The organism is Stappia albiluteola, assembly GCF_014050225.1.
Classification (GTDB): domain Bacteria; phylum Pseudomonadota; class Alphaproteobacteria; order Rhizobiales; family Stappiaceae; genus Hongsoonwoonella; species Hongsoonwoonella albiluteola.
Genome location: NZ_JACFXV010000063.1, coordinates 201,360 through 219,855, shown reverse-complemented (window position 1 = coordinate 219,855; position 18,496 = coordinate 201,360). Strand labels below are relative to the sequence as shown.

Below are 18,496 nucleotides of genomic sequence, written 5' to 3'. Positions count from 1 at the left end.
AGCAACAGGATACGGGAGACAAATTTCCGCATGACCCTGTCGACAAGCCTTGTTTTCCTCTATCGGGTCCTGACCGACGCCATCGGCCATTTCATCGATGATGACGGCTTCGCGGTGGCGAGCCATGTGGCGCTGTCGACCCTCCTTGCCGTCTTTCCCTTCCTGATCTTCATCGCGGCCCTCACGGGATATCTCGGACTCAACGACACCGCCGACCAGATCGCGACCATGCTGTTCGACGCATGGCCGAAGCAGGTCGCAGGCCCCGTCGCCGGCGAAATCCGCAAGGTGCTGACGGAGCCGCGGGGCGATGTGCTGACCTTCGGCGTCGTCGCCTCGCTCTGGTTCGCCTCAAACGGTGTCGAGGCACTTCGTACGGGCCTCAACCGCGCCTACCGCATCCATGACACGCGCTTCTTCCTGTTCCGCCGCCTGCAGGCCATCGTTTTCGTCCTGTTGGGTTCCTTCGTGCTGATCGTCTTCGCGTTGCTGATCGTCCTGGCGCCGCTTGTCTGGCAGGCGGTCCTGCGCGACCTGCCCGAACTGGAGCGTTTCGCGCAGAGCCTGAATATATCCCGCTACGTCATCGCCTCGATTCTGATGGGCGGAGGACTGATTGTCGCCCACGGCTTCCTGCCAGCGGGCAAACGCCACTTCATCGATCTTTTGCCGGGTGTCGTGGCGACACTGGTCATGTGGATCGTCTCCGGCGCTGCCTTCGGTGCCTATCTGGCGGGTTTCGCCAATTACGTTTCCACCTATGCGGGCCTTGCCGGCGTCATGACGGCACTGATCTTCCTCTACCTTCTCTCGATGGCTTTCATTCTCGGCGGCGAGCTCAACGCAGCGATCCTGCGCCAGAAAACAACCAGATAGGGGTGGCCCTCAGGCGGTCTTCGCCCGCGCCTCGCCGCCGGGCCGCTGGATCAGGATCATCGCGCCGATGACCAGTGCCATGCCGGCAAGCTGAATGAGCGAAAGCCGCTCGCCGAACAGAAAATAGCTTTCCACCGAGGTCGCCACCGGCACGAGATAAAAAAGTGCTGCCACGCGCGAGGCGCTTCCCTTGCCGATCAGCACCATCAAAAGCAGGATGGCTCCGACGGAGAGCACGAGCACCAGCCAGGCAAGTGCAATCACCAGATCGCCGGACCACTCGATCTGCCAGCTTTCGAAGGCCGAAAGCGGCAGCGTGATCATGAGGGCGCCCGCATATTGCAGTGCCGTGCCGGACAGCAGGTCGACGCTTGCGGCAAAGCGCTTCTGATAGACGGCGCCTGCCGACATGCCGACCACTGCGACAAGGCAGACGGCAACGGTTGCGACACTGATGCCGCTGGCAACGCCTCCCAGTTTCGGCAGCACCACGAGCGCGAGACCCGCGCCGCCGATCGCCAATCCGGCCCAGTGCCGCGGCCCGACCCGTTCACCCAGGATCGGCGCGGCGATCACCGCGGTCAGGAGCGGTTGCAGGCCGAGAACGAGCGCCGAGATGCCTGCCGGCATGCCGCGGTCGATCGCCCAGAAGATGCCGCCAAGATAGACGCCGTGCATCAGCGCGCCCGCCACAAGGCAATGAAACCAGGCTGCGACCGTACGCGGCCATGTCGAACGAAGCAGAAGGGCAAGGCCGAGCAGGATCGGCAGCACGATCAGGAAGCGGACGCTCAGGAAAACGAAGGGTTCTATATAAGGTGCGCCGAGCTTTGAACCGATGAAGCCGGTCGACCACAGAAGCACGAAGATCGCCGGTGAAAGCGTGATCAAAAGTCTGCGCAAACGAGCCCCCTCTCGCCGATACTTGCCGAATTGCCGCGACGCCGCTCAATCCGACGTCGCGGAAGTTTTTTGCAGTGCATTGAACAGTCCTTAACCTGCATGCGGCAGTGTCCCTGACAGCCAAGAAAATTACCGTGAGGGGCACATCGTGCTATACAGGCAAAAGGGCAGCCGTCGATCCTCGATCTTCAACCGGCTGACCGTGAGGGCGCGAATTTTTGCGCTGAGCGCCGTTTCATTCGTCGCGCTGGTGGTTGTAGCAGGCGGATTCTGGTGGAGCCAGAACCGCGTGGAAGACGCCTTTACTCGCGCGGAGCGATTCGGAGCGCTTGCCTCGGACGTTCAGGACCTCGCCGAGATCGGCAGCTACCTGCGCGGTGTGGAAAAGGATTACCTGCTCGCACCGAGCGACCAGCAGGTCAAGGCTTTCGACGAATTCGTCGCCAAGGCTCGCACCAAGGTCGATGCCATATCGGCGATGGAAATTTCGCCGGAAAGCCAACAGGCCCTCGCCAGCCTCTCGGACACGCTTGCGGGGGTCGAGTCGACCTTCGCGGAAACCGTCGAGCTGCAACGCACGCTCGGCTACGATTCCGAAAGCGGTTTGCGGGCGGAGCTTGCCGCATCTTCCGGCGCGGTGGAAAAACGGCTGACGAAGGAACTCCGTTTCGGCTCCAATCCGGATTTCGAGAAGCTCGTGCGCTCGGTCATCGAAGTCCAGCGGGCGGAAAAGGAATTCACTCTCGATCGCTCGGACGTGTCGCTCGGCAATTTCGAGGTTTCCTATGGCCGCTTCGAGCGCCTGCTCGGCAAGGCCTACATACCGAACGAAGCCAAGACCTTCATCGCCGATAACATGGCGACGTATCGCAAGTCCTTCGATGCTTACACCGCTGCAATGAACGACCGGCTTGCAAAGGTCGAAGTCAACGAAGACCTGCTCGATTTGATGCCGCCGATCCTCGACCAGCTCAAGGCCGATGCCAGCGCCGGCGCGGTACAGGCCGCCGCCGACCTCGCCGACATCCGCGCCAAGGCAGGGCTGATTGTGGGCGGTACCATCCTGTCCGTTCTGGTCCTTGTCGTCCTTCTCGGCTTCATTATCGGTCGCTCGATCTCGCTGCCGCTCGGCCGTCTTCGGATGGCGATGGAGCGGCTTGCGGAGGGAATGACCGATGTCGATCTGCCGGAAGCGCAAGGACGTACCGAATTGGCGGCAATGGCTCGTGCCGTCGAGGTTTTCCGCAACAATGCAATCGAGCGGCAGCGCCTCGCCGCCGCCCGCGATGAGGAAAACGCCGAACGGGATGCGCGCGTGAAACGCCTGGAAGGCCTGATTGGCGGATTCGAGGCCGCGGTCGAAAGGGCGCTCGCCAGTCTCGACGGCGCGGCGCAGGAGCTTTCCCAGGCCTCGAGTGCCGTTGAACAGGCTTCGGACAACGTCGCGATGGAAGCCGACCGGGCCGGCGGCGCGGTTCGCACTGCAGCCGAAAATGTCACCTCCGCGGCATCCGCAACGGAGGAACTCGCCGCCTCGATTGCAGAAGTCGCGGAACAGGCCGGCAAGTCGACCATGGTGGCAAGCCGCGCCGTGGAGGGAACGCGTTCGACGGCATCTTCAATGGCCGCGCTGTCGCAGACCGCCGACCGCATCGGCCAGGTGATGGGCCTTATCCGCGATATCGCCAACCAGACGAACCTGCTGGCGCTCAATGCCACCATCGAAGCGGCACGCGCGGGCGAGCACGGCAAGGGCTTCGCCGTCGTCGCCGCGGAAGTAAAGGATCTCGCCAATCAGACCGCGACTGCGACCGAGGATATCGCGCAGCAGGTGGAAGCAATCCAGCTTGCATCGGCAAGTGCGGTTTCCGCCATCGAGGAAGTCACCGAGATCATCAGCGAAATGAACGGCATCGCGGCGGCGGTTGCGGCCTCCGTGGAGCAGCAGAGCGGCGCGGTCCAGTCGATTTCGGAAAACGTGGCCAATGCATCCGGCCGTTCCAGCGAAGGCGCGAATGCCATGGATGTGGTCGCCAAGGCTTCGGATCACGCCCGTCGTACCGGCGAAGAGGTGGAGCGTCTTTCCGTGACGCTCGCCGAGCAGGCACGCGTCATCCGCGAGGAAATCGGCAACTTCCTCGACGGGGTTCGCGCAGCCTGAGAACTGACCGGCCTGAGAACTGACCGGGCAGGGGCGGCGGTCATTCCGCCGCCTCAGCCACCGGCACGGCCTCCCCGTGCATGGCATCCGCCCGCCCGATCCAAAGATCCAGGAAGCGATCGAGCCAGGCTTTCAGCGGTGGATCGAAAACGAAGCGGCCGGAGAAATGATCCCGCCGGGTGCGCGCTCCCGGAAGATCCATGCGCGGCGCGCCGCGCGTCGTCCAGCGTACCATCATCTGGTAGGTCAGTTCAGGATGGAACTGGATGCCGTAGGCATTCCTTCCGACGCGAATTGCCTGGTTGGGATAGGACTCGCTGCTGGCAAGCAGTTCCGCTTCCTTCGGCAGATCGAAGCCTTCCCGGTGCCACTGGTAGACTTTCTTCGGCCACGGCATCAGCGAGCGGCCGGCCTCGGTCGGCTCGATATCGTAGTAGCCGATCTCGACCAGTCCTTCCTCGTGGCAGCCGACGCACCCGCCCAGCTGACGCACCAGCATCTGCGCTCCGAGGCAAATACCCAGAAAGGGCTTTTCCTCCTTCAGCGGAACGTCGATCCAGTCGATTTCGCGATGGATAAAGGCGTCCGTGTCGTTCGCGCTCATCGGCCCGCCGAAGACGATGGCTCCGGCATGGTCCTGGAGAGTTCGCGGCAGGGCGTCACCGAATCGCGGCTTGCGGATGTCGAGAGCGAAGCCTCGCTTCAGCAATTCCTGTCCGACGCGGCCCGGAGTTGAATGCTCCTGATGGAGGACGATCAGGATCTTCGGTCGATTGGCAAGGTCTTTGGGATCGAGAAACATGCAGGCCAGTATAATGCATCCGCGCGGCGCGTGAAGGCCTTGAGATCAGGGAGAAATCGCTCGTTCTAGTTCAGTCCTCGTCGTCGCCTTCCGGCAACGCCTCATCATCGTGCCCCCGCGCCACCTTCCGTCGCAGCGAAAGCCGGTCGCGGGACGATACGCCGAGCAGTTCGGCCACGCGCCAGATGGTGTTGTCCTCGAACTCATGCACCGTACCGTCGGCGTAAACGAGCTCCCACATCATCTCCACGACCTTGAGCCGCTCCTCGATCGGCAGCTTGCGCTTGAGCACCGACGTGAAGCCATACAGATCCACTGCTTCATTGTCGCGCTGATGCGCTTCGCGGATAAGCTCATCCGCGGCTTCCTCGGTAAGACTGTAGGCGGAGCGCAGCACCTTTTTCAGCGCGACGCGCTCTTCGTCGTCGACGATGCCGTCCACCGCGATAACATGGACGAGAAGCGCTGCAGCCGCGAGCCTGTGGTCATCTTCGGCGAAGCCGAGCCGGCCATTTTCGCCAAGCGTTACCTGTCGGATGAAGCGTTTGATCGATGAGAGCATGCTGGTTTCCTGTTCACTCTCATCTTGGCTTGGAACGCATCGCCGGGTCAAACAGAGCTTGCTGCGAAGTTTACAACAGGCATGTCCGTCCGGGAAACGCAGCCGGCCCTTGACCTGCCGGGCGCAAGGGCGCATCACGTCGCGTCTCGGCCCGCGGCATTTCGCGGCCTGCGCACGCTCGCCTCGCGCGGCGAAGGAACTCCTCCATGATCGAGCGACACCCGGATCCCCTTACGCTCCGCCATTCGAGCCTCACGCTCGACGTGCCCGCGATCATGGGCATCTTGAACGTCACACCGGATTCCTTCTCCGATGGCGGCCGGCACGATGCCCCCGCGGCCGCGCTTGACCATGCACGCCGGATGATCGCGGAAGGCGCGGATATCCTCGATATCGGCGGGGAAAGCACCCGGCCGGGCGCGCCGGCCGTTTCGGCGGAGGAGGAATGGCGGCGGCTTGCGCCTGTCGTCGAGCATGTCATCGCGCTCGGCTGCCCGGTTTCGATCGACACCTACAAGGCGGAAACCGCGAGGCGCGCCCTCGCCCTCGGCGCAAGTATCGTCAACGACGTCTGGGGCCTGCAACGCGATCCGGCGATGGCCGATACGGTGGCCGAGGCCGGTGCCGCCGTGGTGATGATGCACAACCGCGAGGCGGCGGATGCCGGTCTCGACATCCTCGCCGATATCGACCGCTTCTTCGAGAATTCCATGAGGCTTGCCGAAAGGGCCGGCATCGCGCGCGAACGGCAGGTGCTCGACCCGGGGATCGGCTTCGGCAAGACCGTCGACCAGAATTTCCAGGTCCTCAACCGCCTGGAAGAGCTGCACAAGCACGGGCTGCCCCTCCTGGTCGGCGCCTCGCGCAAGCGCATGATCGGCGCCGTCCTTGGAGTGGAAACCGACGATCGGCTCTACGGATCGCTTGCAGTCCATACGATCGCGATGCAGAAGGGGGCCGCGATCATCCGCGCCCACGACGTGCGTCCGCACAAGGATGCGGCGCGCATGGCGGCCGCCATCTTCCGGGAACACGTCTGACATGACCAAAGCGATCCGCGCCGCCCTCGGCCTTGGTTCGAATATCGGCGACACGAAGGCCCATCTGGACCGGGCGCTGCGGTTGCTCGGCGAAGGCGGCGACATTCGCATCGCTGCCCGCTCCTCGGACTATCGCACGCCGCCCTGGGGGCCGGTGCCGCAGGACGATTACCGCAACGCCTGCGTCATCATCGAGACCGGGCTTCCGCCGCGCGACCTGCTCGACCGCTGTCTTGACGTGGAGCGGCGGATGGGACGGGTGCGGGATGTGCGCTGGGGGCCGCGCATCATCGATATCGACGTGCTGATCTACGGCGACAGCCGTGTCGAGGAGGAAGGGCTCTCCATTCCCCATCCCCGCATGGGCGAGCGGGCTTTCGTGCTGGTGCCGCTGGCTGAAATCTGGCCGGACGCACCGCTCGGCGACGGACGCACCGCCGCCGAGGCGCTGGTCGATTGCCCCGGACAGGACGAGATCACGAAGCTCTGAAGCAGCTCGCTCGCGTCACTCGCCCGCTTCGGCGATGTCGCGACCGAAATTCGGCACCGCCGTATCCTGCCCCGCCTCGATGATCGAGCGGCGGATGGAACGCGTGCGCGTGAAGAGATTGAACAGCGCATCGCCGTCGCCCCAGCGGATCGCCCGCTGCAAGGCGGAGAGATCCTCCGAGAACCGGGCCAGCATTTCCAGGATCGCGTCCTTGTTGTGCAGGCAGACGTCCCGCCACATGGTCGGATCGGAAGCCGCAAGGCGCGTGAAATCGCGGAAGCCGGACGCGGAATACTTGATGACTTCCGACTTGGTGACGGTTTCAAGGTCGTCCGCCGTCCCCACGATATTGTAGGCGATGATGTGGGGCAGATGCGAAACGATGGCCAGCACCAGGTCGTGGTGATCGGCGTCCATCGTATCGACCATCGACCCGCAGGCCTGCCAGAATTGCGTGAGCTTCGCGATGGCCGCCTCGTCGGCATCGGCGGGCGGCGTCAGGATGCACCAGCGATTGCGGAACAGCTCGGCGAAGCCGGCATCCGGACCGGAATGCTCGGTGCCGGCAATCGGGTGACCGGGGATGAACTGCACCCCGTCCGGCACGAACTCGCCCATCTGCCGGATCACCGACCCCTTGGTCGAGCCGACATCGGTCAGGATCGCGCCCTTCTTCAGGGAAGGGCCGATCCAGCGCGCGATGGCGCCGCTTGCGCCGACCGGCACGCAAACGACCACGAGATCCGCGTCTTCCACCGCTTCCGCCGCATCGAGGCAATAGCGATCGCCAAGGCCGAGTTCCTCCGCCCGCCGCAGGGTTTCTTCCGAGCGGGTGGACACGACGATCTCGCCGGCGAGACCCTTCTCACGGGCCACGCGCGCAATGGACGATCCGATAAGGCCAATGCCGATCAGGGCAAGCCGGCGGAAAAGCGGTTCTGACATGAAAAATCTGCGATCTTGCGGGCGGCCAGCCGGCGGCCCTCAGTTTTCAGGTGGCGAGAAAGTCCTTCAGCACCGCGACGACGTCGCGATTGGCTTCCTCGGTTCCGATCGACATGCGCAAGGCGTTCGGCAGGCCATAGGCGCCGACCTGGCGAAGCACGCAGCCACGGGCGGAGAGATAGGCATCCGCATCCGCCGCCGTCTTGCCCCCGCCTTCCGGGAAATGGATCAGCACGAAATTGCCGACGCTCGGGGTCACCTTCAGGCCCAGCGCCTCGATTTCCTCCGTCACGCGCGGCAGCCAGGTCTCGTTATGCCGCACGGCGTCCTCGACGAAGCCGCGATCCTCGACGGCGGCAATGCCGGCGGCCATGGCAGCCGAATTGACGTTGAAGGGCCCGCGAATGCGGTTCAACGCGTCGATCACGTGCTCGGGGCCATAGATCCAGCCAAGCCGCAAGGCCGCCAGGCCGTAGATCTTGGAGAAGGTGCGCGTCATCACGACGTTTTCCGCCGTCGCGGCAAGCTCCACGCCGGCCTCGTAGTCGTTGCGGCGCACATATTCCGCGTAGGCGGCATCCAGCACCAGCAGTACCTGCGGCGGCAGCCCGGCCTGCAGGCGCTTCACCTCGTCGAAGGGAATATAGGTGCCCGTCGGATTGTTCGGATTGGCGAGGAACACGACCTTGGTGCGATCCGTCACACGCGCAAGGATCGCATCGACATCGGTCGTGTGATCCTTTTCCGGCGCGACGACCGGCGTCCCGCCCGCCGCGAGGATGGCGATCTTATAGACCAGAAAGCCGTACTCGCTGTAGATCGCCTCGTCACCCGGGCCGATATAGGCGCGCGCGACAAGCTCCAGCAGTTCGTCCGAGCCATTGCCGCAGATGATGCGGTCGGCGTTCAGGCCGTGCACGCGGGCGATCGCCGCACGCAGGTCCGCCGACGAACCGTCCGGGTAACGCTCAAGGCTTGTCGTGGCGCGGTAGGCTTCCAGCGCGCGAGGGCTCGGACCCAGCGGCGTCTCGTTGGACGACAGCTTGTGCAGCTTCGCCCCGCCGGTCGATTTGGAGCGCCCCGGGATATAGGGGGCGATCTCCAGAATGCCGGGACGCGGAACGGGCCTGTTGGCGGCTCTGTCGGGTGCAGTCATCGCGTTTACAGCTCTCTATCGGATCACTTGCATATCTTTTCAGTCGTCGAACCCGCCGTCGCCGGTATCCTCGACATCAATCGGCGAAGCGTAGATGCCAACCGGCCGCAGCGTGTCCGGCTCGGCTCCGGCCTGCGCGCAGATCATGCGGACGTCGTCTTCGGCGAGGTCGGAGGGCGCGCCGATCAGGGCATCCACGCCTTCCGCGGTCCGGTGGAAGGCAAGCACCTCGATGCCGCCGGCCATCAGCGGCCCCGGCAGGGCGCCGCGCCACCGCGCGTCATAGGCGCGCATGTCGCCGGATACCGCCTGGCCGGGCTTGGCGATCACCAGAGCGGGCAGGTCGGCCGGCCGCTCTTCCGAGACGAGGAAGGGAAGCCTTGCCACGATTACCGGCGCCGCGCCGCCGAGACTGCGCCAGAACGGCAGATCGGAGCGCTCCTTCAGCTGGATGACACCGATATCCCCCGCGCTTTCGGAGACGTTGCGCACCACATCCGGCGCGTCGCCCGCTTCTTCAACCGAAAGTGAAAAACCGAAATGGTAGCGGATCGCATCCCGCAGCGAGGCCGTTTCCTCGCATTCCTCGCAATGGATGACGATATTCGCGTCCGATACCGCCGCCCCGGCGAGTTCGCGCCAGACATGTTCGAGCGCGAAAACCGGCAGCGATCCATCATGGCGCTCGACGAGATGACGCAGGGTTTCACTGGCTTCGCAGATCATTGCGGCAGCCTCGCCCTCCTCTTCGGCCAAACGGGCCGCCAGGCGAGCGCGCTCGCTCGCCAGTTCCTGGAGCCGGCCATCAAGTTCCAGCAGACGCGCGGCAAGGTCGTCGCGCACGCCCTCGATGCCGCGGATATTTTCCGCCTTGGAGTTCGACACTTGCATCCCCGCCGGTGAAGCGCTGAAATCAGGGCGTTAGTCATAGGTAAGGCGGCGGCCGAAAGCAAAAGAAATCATTGACGCCCTTTTCCCTGCCCCCTACCTAACGCGAGGCTTGCGGCTCCAAGCATTTACGCAGCAGCGCCGCGGATTTCCGGAGTTGGAAGTTGCGGCCACGGTGATCGTGGCGCAGCGGGGCAAGATGACGAAGAGCACGATCACCGCCGGCGACAGAAGCGACGCCGAGATCATCCGGGTCGCCGCGCGCAACGAGGCTGACAACCCGTCGAGCAAGCGCGTCGTCTTCGATGCCGGCCAGCCGCTCGAACTCGATGCGGGCGCAAGCCTCGGTCCCTGGCAGATTGCCTACGAAACCTATGGCACGCTCAATGCCGAGCGCAGCAACGCGATCCTCGTCTGCCATGCCCTGACGGGCGACCAGTATGTGGCGTCGGAAAATCCGATCACGGGCAAGCCCGGCTGGTGGTCCCTGCTGGTCGGGCCTGGCAAGCCGGTCGACACCAACCGCTTCTTCGTCATCTGCGCCAACGTGCTCGGCGGCTGCCTGGGCACCACAGGGCCCGCTTCGACCAATCCCGATACGGGCAAGCCGTGGGGTCTTGAGCTGCCGGTCGTCACCATTCGCGACATGGTCCGCTCGCAGGCACGGCTGATCGACCATCTCGGCATCGAAACGCTGTTTGCGGTGATCGGCGGCTCGATGGGCGGCATGCAGGTGCTGCAATGGGCGGTCAGCTATCCGGAAAGGGTTTTCGCCGCCCTGCCGATCGCCGCCGCGGCCCGCCATTCCTCGCAGAACATCGCCTTCCACGAGGTCGGCCGCCAGGCGGTCATGGCCGATCCCGACTGGGCGCACGGGCGCTATCACGAACAGGGCCTGCGGCCATCCAAGGGCCTCGCGGTCGCCCGCATGGCAGCCCACATCACCTATCTGTCCGACGCCGCACTTCACCGCAAGTTCGGCCGCAACCTGCAGGACCGCGAGGCGATCACCTTCGGCTTCGACGCCGATTTCCAGATCGAGAGCTACCTGCGCCACCAGGGCATGACCTTCGTCGACCGCTTCGACGCCAACAGCTACCTCTATGTGACGCGGGCCATGGACTATTTCGACATCGCAGCCGACTTCGACGGCTCGCTTGCCCGCGCCTTCCTGCATTCGCCGACCCGGTTCTGCGTCATGTCCTTCACCTCCGACTGGCTGTTCCCGACATCGGAGAGCAAGGCCGTCGTGAGGGCGCTGAACGCGTCCGCCGCCAACGTCTCCTTCGTGGAAGTCGAGAGCGACCGGGGCCACGATGCATTCCTGCTCGACGAGCCGGAGATGTTCCGCACCGTGGACGGCTTCCTGACAGGTGCGGCCTGCGCGCGCGGGCTCGCCGTTCCCGGGAGCGCCGCATGACGGCCGCGCTCGAAACCTCGCTGCCCCTCGGCAAGGCCGAGAAAGCCGCCATCCGCGGCGATCACATGATCGTCTGCGACCTCGTCCCCGAGGGTGGCCGGGTGCTCGACGTCGGCTGCGAAAACGGAACGCTGCTGAGCCTGCTGGTCAGGGAAAAGCGTGTCGACGGGCGCGGCATCGAGCTGAGCCAGGCGGGCGTCAATGTATGCGTGGCGCGCGGGCTTTCCGTCGTGCAGGGCGATGCCGACCGCGACCTTGCAGACTATCCCGACAATGCCTTCGACTTCGTCATCCTCAGCCAGACGCTGCAGGCCACGCGCGAACCGAAGGCCGTGCTGCAGCAGCTTCTGCGCATCGGCTCCAACGTCATCGTGTCGTTCCCGAATTTCGGCCACTGGAAAAACCGCCTGCAACTCCTGTTCAGGGGCCGCATGCCGGTCACCGAATATCTGCCCTATTCCTGGTACGACACGCCGAATATCCACTTCTGCACCATTCGCGACTTCGTTGCGCTGTGCGAGGAAGTGGATGCCAAGGTGGAAAAGGCGGTCGCGCTCGACCGGATGGGCCGCAAGATGGGCTTCAGCGCCCCGTGGTGGGTGTGGAACCTGCTCGGCGAACAGGCGATCTTCCTGCTGAAAAGGTAATAGTCACCTGTTCGACGAGCGATGATGCATGCCGGCCGCGCCCTGCGGGATGAAGACCGGCTTCATCGCCCGCACCTTGCGCTTGCCTCCGGCAATCACTCCCCGGAAAAGCTGCTTTTCCGCTTCGATGACGAGAAGGCCGGCAAAGGCGGGCCAGAGCCTGCGGCCGATCTTCTCCCAGGTGCGCGCCGAGCGTAGCACGAAGCGCGAGCGCGTCGGCGGCAGGAACAGCGCTTCGTTGCTGGCCGCCACCTTGAACTGGCAGTCTTTCAGCAACGCTTCCAACTGGCTGCGCGAATAGGGCCGGCCATAGCCGAAAGGGGAGGTTTCGGTTCGCGCCCACAGCCCGCGCCGATTGGCCACCACCACGATCAGCCGGCCGCCGGGCGCCAGAACCCGCCAGATTTCCTTCAGCATCTCCTCGGGATCGCGGCTATGGTCGATGCCATGCACGACGAGAACGCGATCGAACATGCTGTCGGGAAAGGGCAGTTCGGTCTCGTCGACAAGGGTTGCCGCGTTCTCCCGCTCACGCGGCCAGGCGACGACGCCCTGCGGGGCCGGCATCGCGGCGACGCAACGCTCCGCCTCGTCCATGAAAGGCCTGAGATACGGGCCGGTATAACCAACGCCCAGCAGCCGCTGGCCGCTCATGCTCGGCCATATCTCCCGCAGCCGCTGGCCGACCAGCACACGCAGCATCTTGCCGGTCGGCAGGTCGTAGAAGGTCAGCAGGTCGGCGACGTCGAGATACATTGAATGCCCTGTCAGCGTCCGGCCGCGCCGAACCGCTTGGATTGAACCGTGACGTGCGCCCAAACGCAACCGTGAAACCTTTGACCTTGCCGTGGGCGGCCTGCTTTGCCAGTCTCTGCCGCAAATCCCCACCTCAACAGGAGGAAGAAATCATGGCCACCGCCGCACCCCGCTTCGAAATCAAGCAGTTTCCCTGTCTTGAGGACAATTTCGGCGTTCTGATTCACCTGCCCGACAGCGGGCATACCGTCGCCTTCGACGTGCCCGCCTTCGAGCCCTATCGCGACGCGTTGAAGGAAACCGGCTGGAAGCTCACCGATATCCTGATCACACATCACCACTGGGACCACGTGGAAGGTGTGACGCCGCTCAAGGAGTTGACCGGCGCCCGCGTCGTCGCATCAGCGATTTCCAGGGGTCAGGTTGCCGATGTCGACCTTTATGTCGAGGACGGCGACAAGGTGATGGTCGGCGAGCTCGAATTCCAGGCGATCGGTACGCCGGGACATACGCTCGACCAGATTTCCTGGTGGGCGCCGGCGGCGAAATTCGCCCATACCGGCGACACGCTCTTTGCCATCGGCTGCGGACGGGTGATGGAAGGCGACATGCCGATGATGTGGGCGTCGCTGGACCGGCTGGCGCGCAAGCTGCCGGCGGACACCAACATCTATTGCGGCCACGAATACACGCTCGCCAACGCCCGTTTCGCGGTCACCGTCGATCCGCATAACGAAGCGCTCGCCAACCGCGTGAAGGAAGTGGAAGCCCTGCGCGCCGCCGGCAAGCCGACCCTGCCGACGACCATGGCGCTCGAACTCGCCACCAACCCGTTCCTGCGTGCCGGCGACCCGGACGTGCAGAAAGCCGTCGGCATGCCGGACGCGGAGCCGGCTGCGGTCTTCGGCGAGCTTCGCAGCCGCAAGGACAGCTTCCGCGGCTGAGACAGCAGGGAGTAAACCTCTCGATCCAGGGAGCCTGCAACTGCAAGGGCCGCCATGGAAACCGGAACGCGAATGCCCTCGCCAAACATGAGCGCCGGGGAGGTCATCGACCTCCTCGGCCTGCACCCGCATCCCGAAGGCGGTTTCTACAGAGAGACCTTCCGCGATACCGCCTGCGACGAAAACGGTCGGGCCGCCTCGACCGCGATCTATTTCCTGCTGCCGGCGGGCCAGATCTCGGCCTGGCACCGGGTCGACGCCGTGGAGGCCTGGCACTGGTATGCCGGCGCACCGCTTCTCCTCACCATTGCCGGGGAAGGCAGTATCCTGCAGGAACTCCTGCTCGGCCCGTCGCTTGCCGAAGGCCAGCGCCCGCAGGCGATCGTCCCGCGCCACGCCTGGCAGATGGCTGAAAGCAAGGGCGACTGGGCGCTTGTCGGATGCACCGTCGCGCCCGGCTTCGAGTTTTCAGGCTTTGAAATGGCCCCTGCGGGCTGGCACCCGTAAATGTCAGTTTGCAGCGTTTCCCCTGTGCAATTGGTGGCGCGAGATCTGGCCGAGCCAGGTTTCCGTGAGCACGTCCTTGTCGGTCTTCAGATAGGCCCGGCCTTCGATAATCCCCGTTTCAGGCAGCTTCGCATCGAAGACGAGCCGCCAGCGCGGCGTGCCCACCACCGGCAATACATAGGGATTGATCGGCTCGCCGGATGAAAGCTCCACCACGCCCTCGACACCATCCTCGCGGGTCAGGCCTTCCAGCGACGGCCCTTCGAATTCGATCACCATCTTGATCTGGCCCTGCGGGCGCGGCTGGCCCGGCACGCCACCCTGGCCCGCGCGCGTGGCGACGACGATGGCGCCGGCGTCGTGGAACGGCTGTCTGTCGCCCCAATGCATGCGGTAGGAGAATTCCGCGCTCTCGCCCGCTTCCGGCACCTTTGCAGGCGCGAAATAGGCGACGATATTGTCGTAGATCTCGTCGTCGGTCGGGATCTCGACGAGCTGGACCGCGCCCTCGCCGAAGGGCTTCAGAGGCTCGATCCAGACAGAGGGACGGCGATTGTAGAAGACGCCATCGTCCTGGTAATTCTCGAAGGAGCGGTCCCGCTGCGCCAGGCCGAAGCCCCTCACGTCCGGCGCGACGAAGCTCGACGTCCTGATTTCCGACGGATTCTGCAACGGCCGCCAGATGCGTTCGCCGTCCCGGCTGATGAGGGCAAGGCCGTCCGTGTCATGCACCTCGGGCCGCCAGTCCAGGGCCGTCGGACGGTTCGATTCCGAATACCAGAACATGCTGGTCATCGGCGCGATACCGAGCCGTTCCACCTTGTTGCGGAAGAAGAGGCGCTCATCGACATCGATCACCTGTCCGGCGCCTTCGGCATTGCGAAGCGCCATGCGATAGGCGCCGACGACGCTCTTGCTTTCAAGCAGGGCGTAGATCGTCATCGTGTCGCCCTCGCGCTCCGGCCCGCCCAGCCAGAAGGCGGAGAATCGCGGAAATTCCTCCGGCGTCGATAGCCCGGTGTCGATGGCAAGGCCACGCGCCGACTGACCGTATTGGCGCGACGCACCATCGGTACGGAAATAGCTGGCGCCGAGGAAGGAGATCCAGTCGGTCTTCAGGTCGGCGCGCATGACGCGGAAGCCGGCAAACCCCACATCGCCAGGCAGGCGGCGGGCCGGGCTGTCGGCGGGCTTGTCGTAATAGTCGGGCGAGTAGAGGATCTCCCGCGCCATGCCGCCCTCAAGCTGGTAAAGCGCCACCGGTTCCTTGAAGTACCGTCCGAGATGGAACATCTGCACCGGAACGCCCGGCACGACCTCGAGCGTCCTTTCCGGCCGGAAGGCGATCTTCCAGTGCGCGTCGTAGTCGATCTCCTCCAGCACTTCGGCGGCCTGCACGGGCGTTGGCTGATAGGGCTTAGCGGCAAGTCCGCGCGCCCGATCCGTCAGCGTTTCGAAGGAAAAGGGAACCGGCTTTCCCAGCTCCGCGGCCGACGCCGCGCCGGCATGGAACAGGGCGCCGAGCAGGGCGGCGGTGAAAAGGCGGGCAAGGGCGGTGAGGCTCGGCATCTGGTCGTCTCGGCAAAAGGGTGAACGCATTTTCCGCAACGCTCTCAATCGCCAGATTGTGGCGGATCGTTGTCCGTGACGGCAGGCGAGCAGGGACCTTCCGATTTGCGAGCACTTTCTTACCGTTCATGCGACATCGCCCGACCGGAAAGCGCGCATCTGGAACGCGGCTTTGTCGCTACACGGCAACTTTTCGCAGGCCCGGCAATTCCATCCGGAGGAAATCGGCACTAGAGTGCGCCCGCTTTTTGAAGGAGCGGGCATCGAGGTCAGGACCTCCACCCGCAAGGACCCGATCGGACGACGACAACAATGGCGCATGGTGACATCAAGAAAGTCGTGCTTGCCTATTCTGGCGGCCTCGACACTTCCATCATCCTGAAGTGGCTGCAGATCGAATATGGCTGCGAGGTGGTGACTTTCACCGCCGATCTCGGCCAGGGCGAGGAACTGGAGCCGGCCCGCAAGAAGGCCGAAATGCTGGGCATCAAGGAAATCTACATCGATGACCTGCGCGAGGAATTCATCCGCGACTTCGTCTTCCCGATGTTCCGCGCCAATGCGCTTTACGAAGGCGTCTACCTGCTCGGCACCTCGATCGCCCGGCCTCTGATCTCCAAGCGCCTGATCGAGATCGCCCACGAGACCGGCGCGGACGCCATCGCCCACGGCGCGACGGGCAAGGGCAACGACCAAGTGCGCTTCGAACTCTCCGCCTACGCACTCGATCCGGATATAAAGGTGATCGCCCCCTGGCGCGACTGGACCTTCAGGTCGCGTTCCGACCTGATCGAATTCGCCGAGAAGCACCAGATTCCGGTGCCGAAGGACAAGCGCGGCGAGGCCCCCTTCTCCGTCGACGCCAACATGCTGCACTCCTCCTCGGAAGGCAAAGTGCTGGAAAATCCGTGGGACGAACCGCCGGCCTATGTCTACCAGCGCACCCTCGACCCGATGGAGGCGCCTGACCGGGCAACCGAGATCGCCATCGGCTTCGAAAAGGGCGACGCCGTGTCGCTGAACGGCGAGAAGCTGTCGCCGGCCACCTTGTTCGCCCGGCTGAACGACCTTGGTCGCGACAACGGCATCGGCCGCATCGACCTGGTCGAGAACCGGTTCGTGGGCATGAAGTCGCGCGGCGTCTATGAAACGCCAGGCGGCACGATCCTGCTCTCCGCCCACCGGGCAATCGAGTCGATCACGCTCGACCGGGGCGCGGCGCATCTGAAGGACGAGCTGATGCCGCGCTATGCGGAGCTGATCTATAACGGTTTCTGGTTCTCCCCCGAACGAGAAATGCTCCAGGCGGCGATTGACAAGAGCCAGGAGAAGGTCTCCGGCGAGGTTCGCCTGAAACTCTACAAGGGGAACGTCATCGTGGTGGGTCGCCAGTCGCCCTATTCGCTCTATTCGGAGGAGCTCGTCACCTTCGAGGACGATCACGGCGCCTACGACCAGAAGGACGCCGCCGGCTTCATCCGGCTGAACGCTCTGAGACTGCGCACGCTCGCCAAGCGCGACAAGCTGCGCTGAGCGGGAAAGATGGATCTGGCGCGGGCAACACGGCTTTCCAAGGCGCTTGCCCGCGCCCGGTTCATCGCGCTCGGCGGCTTCCACCCGGAGCCGGAGGATCGCGTTCCGCCCTGCGGGAGCACCTTGCGTCCGACGCGAACGCTGCTGCTGATCGGCAGTGCGGGCTCGGCGCTCTTCGACGCATTCAGCGCCTCGCCCGAGGCATCGGACGGCAAACCCGATCCGCTGGACCGCTACACCGCTCGCCTGCTGCGGGATATCGCCGATGAGTTCGGCTTCACGCCGGTCTTTCCCTTCGACGGCCCGCCGTGGCATCCCTTTCAGGCCTGGGCGATGCGAGCCGGCAGCTTCTCGCCCTCACCGGTCGGCGTGCTCTGCCACGCGACCTTCGGACCCTGGGCAGCCTTCCGCGCCGCCTTCCTGTCGCCGGAGCGCTTCGGCACGTTCGAGGCAAACGGCGCGCCGGGTCCTTGCCCCTCCTGCGAGGGCAAACCCTGCATCGCAGCCTGTCCGGCTGACGCCCTGTCACTGGAAGCGGGCTACGACGTCCCCCGCTGCCGCGAGCATCTGAAGGCGAACAGGGATGCCACCTGCCACACCGGCTGCCTTGCCCGCCGCGCCTGCCCGATTGGCCGGGAATTCGCGCAGACGGAGCGGCATGCGGGTTTTCACATGAAGGCCTTCTGCGGTTAGACCGCCATGCCGGCCGATCAATTTGAATGCACTGGCTGCAGTCTTTCGGGATTACGGTGATAGCCGGGTCCGACTGTGAGCGGCTTGTCGGGAACGACGCTCGGCGCGACATTGGTGACCAGCATCTTTTCATGCGTCTCGATGACCGTATCCGACCACTTGTCCATCACCGTCAGCGTCACCTTGTAGGGCCGGTCCTTCTCCACGCCGGTCAATGCCGGCGTCTCGAAGCTGTAGCTTCTGGCATAGGGCACGATCTCGTGCCGCACGACGATCGGATCGCCCCCTGACGGATTTTCGAAGCTCGCGATCAGCCTCGTACCATTCGGCGTCGGAGTTTGGACGAAAGCGGTTATGCCGCTGCGGATTTCAGCGATGCGGTAGTTGTAGATGAAACCGCCGCCGGAAATCGCCACATGCGTCTTCGACGCCTGCTCATGGTGATTATAAGCCGTGACGGCAGCGAATATTGCGGCCAGGACCAGGCAGGTGATTGCGGCTGCAATGCGAAAGGCCCTGGTCTTCTCGAATTCCATGGCCGGCTCCAGAAGCACTATCCTGAGCCGAGCGTCCGCCTAAATCCGGAAGGGCGCAAGCCTTTATT

19 protein-coding genes are annotated in these 18,496 nt (G+C 64.3%); 10 read left to right on the top strand and 9 right to left on the bottom strand.

The genetic code is table 11. The features are described from left to right. Positions 1-30 precede the first annotated feature (30 nt). On the top strand, positions 31-876 hold the full coding sequence (locus H2509_RS16260) for a YihY/virulence factor BrkB family protein (protein ID WP_182167181.1): 846 nt from the start codon (positions 31-33) through the stop codon (positions 874-876). 9 nt (positions 877-885) lie between these two features. On the opposite strand, the gene H2509_RS16255 is transcribed toward H2509_RS16260, so the two are convergent. Further along, positions 886-1,779 (bottom strand): DMT family transporter, encoded by an 894-nt coding sequence (locus tag H2509_RS16255; RefSeq protein ID WP_182167179.1) that lies wholly within the window; start codon positions 1,777-1,779, stop codon positions 886-888. A gap of 148 nt (positions 1,780-1,927) precedes the next feature. On the opposite strand from H2509_RS16255, the gene H2509_RS16250 reads away from it, so the two are divergent. Then, a complete protein-coding gene (locus tag H2509_RS16250; RefSeq protein ID WP_209002002.1) occupies positions 1,928-3,940 on the top strand; it encodes a methyl-accepting chemotaxis protein in 2,013 nt (670 codons plus the stop codon). A gap of 40 nt (positions 3,941-3,980) precedes the next feature. Here the strand turns inward: H2509_RS16250 and H2509_RS16245 are convergent, their stop codons facing one another. Together H2509_RS16245 and H2509_RS16240 are read right to left on the bottom strand one after the other, a co-directional pair. Continuing rightward, positions 3,981-4,742 (bottom strand): glutamine amidotransferase, encoded by a 762-nt coding sequence (locus H2509_RS16245; protein ID WP_182167177.1) that lies wholly within the window; start codon positions 4,740-4,742, stop codon positions 3,981-3,983. A gap of 70 nt (positions 4,743-4,812) precedes the next feature. Beyond that, positions 4,813-5,304, bottom strand: coding sequence for a tellurite resistance TerB family protein (locus tag H2509_RS16240; RefSeq protein ID WP_182167175.1), 492 nt, complete (start codon positions 5,302-5,304; stop codon positions 4,813-4,815). Between the two features lie 206 nt (positions 5,305-5,510). On the opposite strand from H2509_RS16240, the gene folP reads away from it, so the two are divergent. Together folP and folK are read left to right on the top strand one after the other, a co-directional pair. After that, on the top strand, positions 5,511-6,344 hold the full coding sequence (gene folP / locus H2509_RS16235) for a dihydropteroate synthase (RefSeq protein ID WP_209002001.1): 834 nt from the start codon (positions 5,511-5,513) through the stop codon (positions 6,342-6,344). A 1-nt stretch (position 6,345) separates the two neighbouring features. Beyond that, a complete protein-coding gene (folK, locus tag H2509_RS16230) occupies positions 6,346-6,834 on the top strand; it encodes a 2-amino-4-hydroxy-6-hydroxymethyldihydropteridine diphosphokinase (RefSeq protein ID WP_182167173.1) in 489 nt (162 codons plus the stop codon). 15 nt (positions 6,835-6,849) lie between these two features. Here folK and H2509_RS16225 read toward each other — a convergent pair whose 3' ends face one another. From H2509_RS16225 to H2509_RS16215, 3 genes are read right to left on the bottom strand one after another with little or no spacing between them, the layout of a single operon-like run. Continuing rightward, positions 6,850-7,779 (bottom strand): prephenate/arogenate dehydrogenase family protein, encoded by a 930-nt coding sequence (locus H2509_RS16225; RefSeq protein WP_182167171.1) that lies wholly within the window; start codon positions 7,777-7,779, stop codon positions 6,850-6,852. A 46-nt stretch (positions 7,780-7,825) separates the two neighbouring features. Next, positions 7,826-8,935 (bottom strand): histidinol-phosphate transaminase, encoded by a 1,110-nt coding sequence (gene hisC / locus H2509_RS16220; RefSeq protein WP_182167169.1) that lies wholly within the window; start codon positions 8,933-8,935, stop codon positions 7,826-7,828. 39 nt (positions 8,936-8,974) lie between these two features. Further along, the gene (locus tag H2509_RS16215) at positions 8,975-9,820 is read right to left on the bottom strand and encodes a chorismate mutase (RefSeq protein ID WP_182167167.1); all 846 of its coding nucleotides are present in this window, start codon (positions 9,818-9,820) and stop codon (positions 8,975-8,977) included. Between the two features lie 160 nt (positions 9,821-9,980). On the opposite strand from H2509_RS16215, the gene metX reads away from it, so the two are divergent. After that, positions 9,981-11,243 carry a homoserine O-acetyltransferase MetX gene (gene metX / locus H2509_RS16210; RefSeq protein ID WP_408022686.1) on the top strand — a complete coding sequence of 421 codons (1,263 nt, stop codon included), beginning with the start codon at positions 9,981-9,983 and terminating at the stop codon, positions 11,241-11,243. Further along, positions 11,240-11,890 (top strand): methionine biosynthesis protein MetW, encoded by a 651-nt coding sequence (gene metW, locus H2509_RS16205; RefSeq protein ID WP_182167165.1) that lies wholly within the window; start codon positions 11,240-11,242, stop codon positions 11,888-11,890. Before metX ends, metW begins: the two co-directional genes overlap by 4 nt. Before the next feature lie 3 nt (positions 11,891-11,893). Here metW and H2509_RS16200 read toward each other — a convergent pair whose 3' ends face one another. After that, entirely contained in the window at positions 11,894-12,646 is a 753-nt protein-coding gene (locus H2509_RS16200; RefSeq protein WP_182167163.1) for a class I SAM-dependent methyltransferase, read from the bottom strand. Between the two features lie 152 nt (positions 12,647-12,798). Between H2509_RS16200 and gloB the strand changes: the two genes are divergently transcribed. Beyond that, positions 12,799-13,590 carry a hydroxyacylglutathione hydrolase gene (gloB, locus tag H2509_RS16195; RefSeq protein WP_182167160.1) on the top strand — a complete coding sequence of 264 codons (792 nt, stop codon included), beginning with the start codon at positions 12,799-12,801 and terminating at the stop codon, positions 13,588-13,590. Between the two features lie 72 nt (positions 13,591-13,662). Then, positions 13,663-14,097: a cupin domain-containing protein gene (locus tag H2509_RS16190; protein ID WP_182167158.1), complete on the top strand. Its 435-nt coding sequence runs from the start codon at positions 13,663-13,665 to the stop codon at positions 14,095-14,097. A gap of 3 nt (positions 14,098-14,100) precedes the next feature. Here H2509_RS16190 and H2509_RS16185 read toward each other — a convergent pair whose 3' ends face one another. Beyond that, complete coding sequence (locus tag H2509_RS16185; protein ID WP_182167156.1) at positions 14,101-15,666, bottom strand: glucan biosynthesis protein; 1,566 nt, start codon at positions 15,664-15,666, stop codon at positions 14,101-14,103. Positions 15,667-15,978: 312 nt separating this feature from the next. Between H2509_RS16185 and H2509_RS16180 the strand changes: the two genes are divergently transcribed. Next, entirely contained in the window at positions 15,979-17,199 is a 1,221-nt protein-coding gene (locus tag H2509_RS16180; protein WP_182167153.1) for an argininosuccinate synthase, read from the top strand. A gap of 9 nt (positions 17,200-17,208) precedes the next feature. Next, on the top strand, positions 17,209-17,892 hold the full coding sequence (locus H2509_RS16175; RefSeq protein WP_182167151.1) for a hypothetical protein: 684 nt from the start codon (positions 17,209-17,211) through the stop codon (positions 17,890-17,892). A gap of 17 nt (positions 17,893-17,909) precedes the next feature. Here the strand turns inward: H2509_RS16175 and H2509_RS16170 are convergent, their stop codons facing one another. Beyond that, positions 17,910-18,428 carry a hypothetical protein gene (locus tag H2509_RS16170; RefSeq protein WP_182167149.1) on the bottom strand — a complete coding sequence of 173 codons (519 nt, stop codon included), beginning with the start codon at positions 18,426-18,428 and terminating at the stop codon, positions 17,910-17,912. Positions 18,429-18,496: the final 68 nt, after the last annotated feature.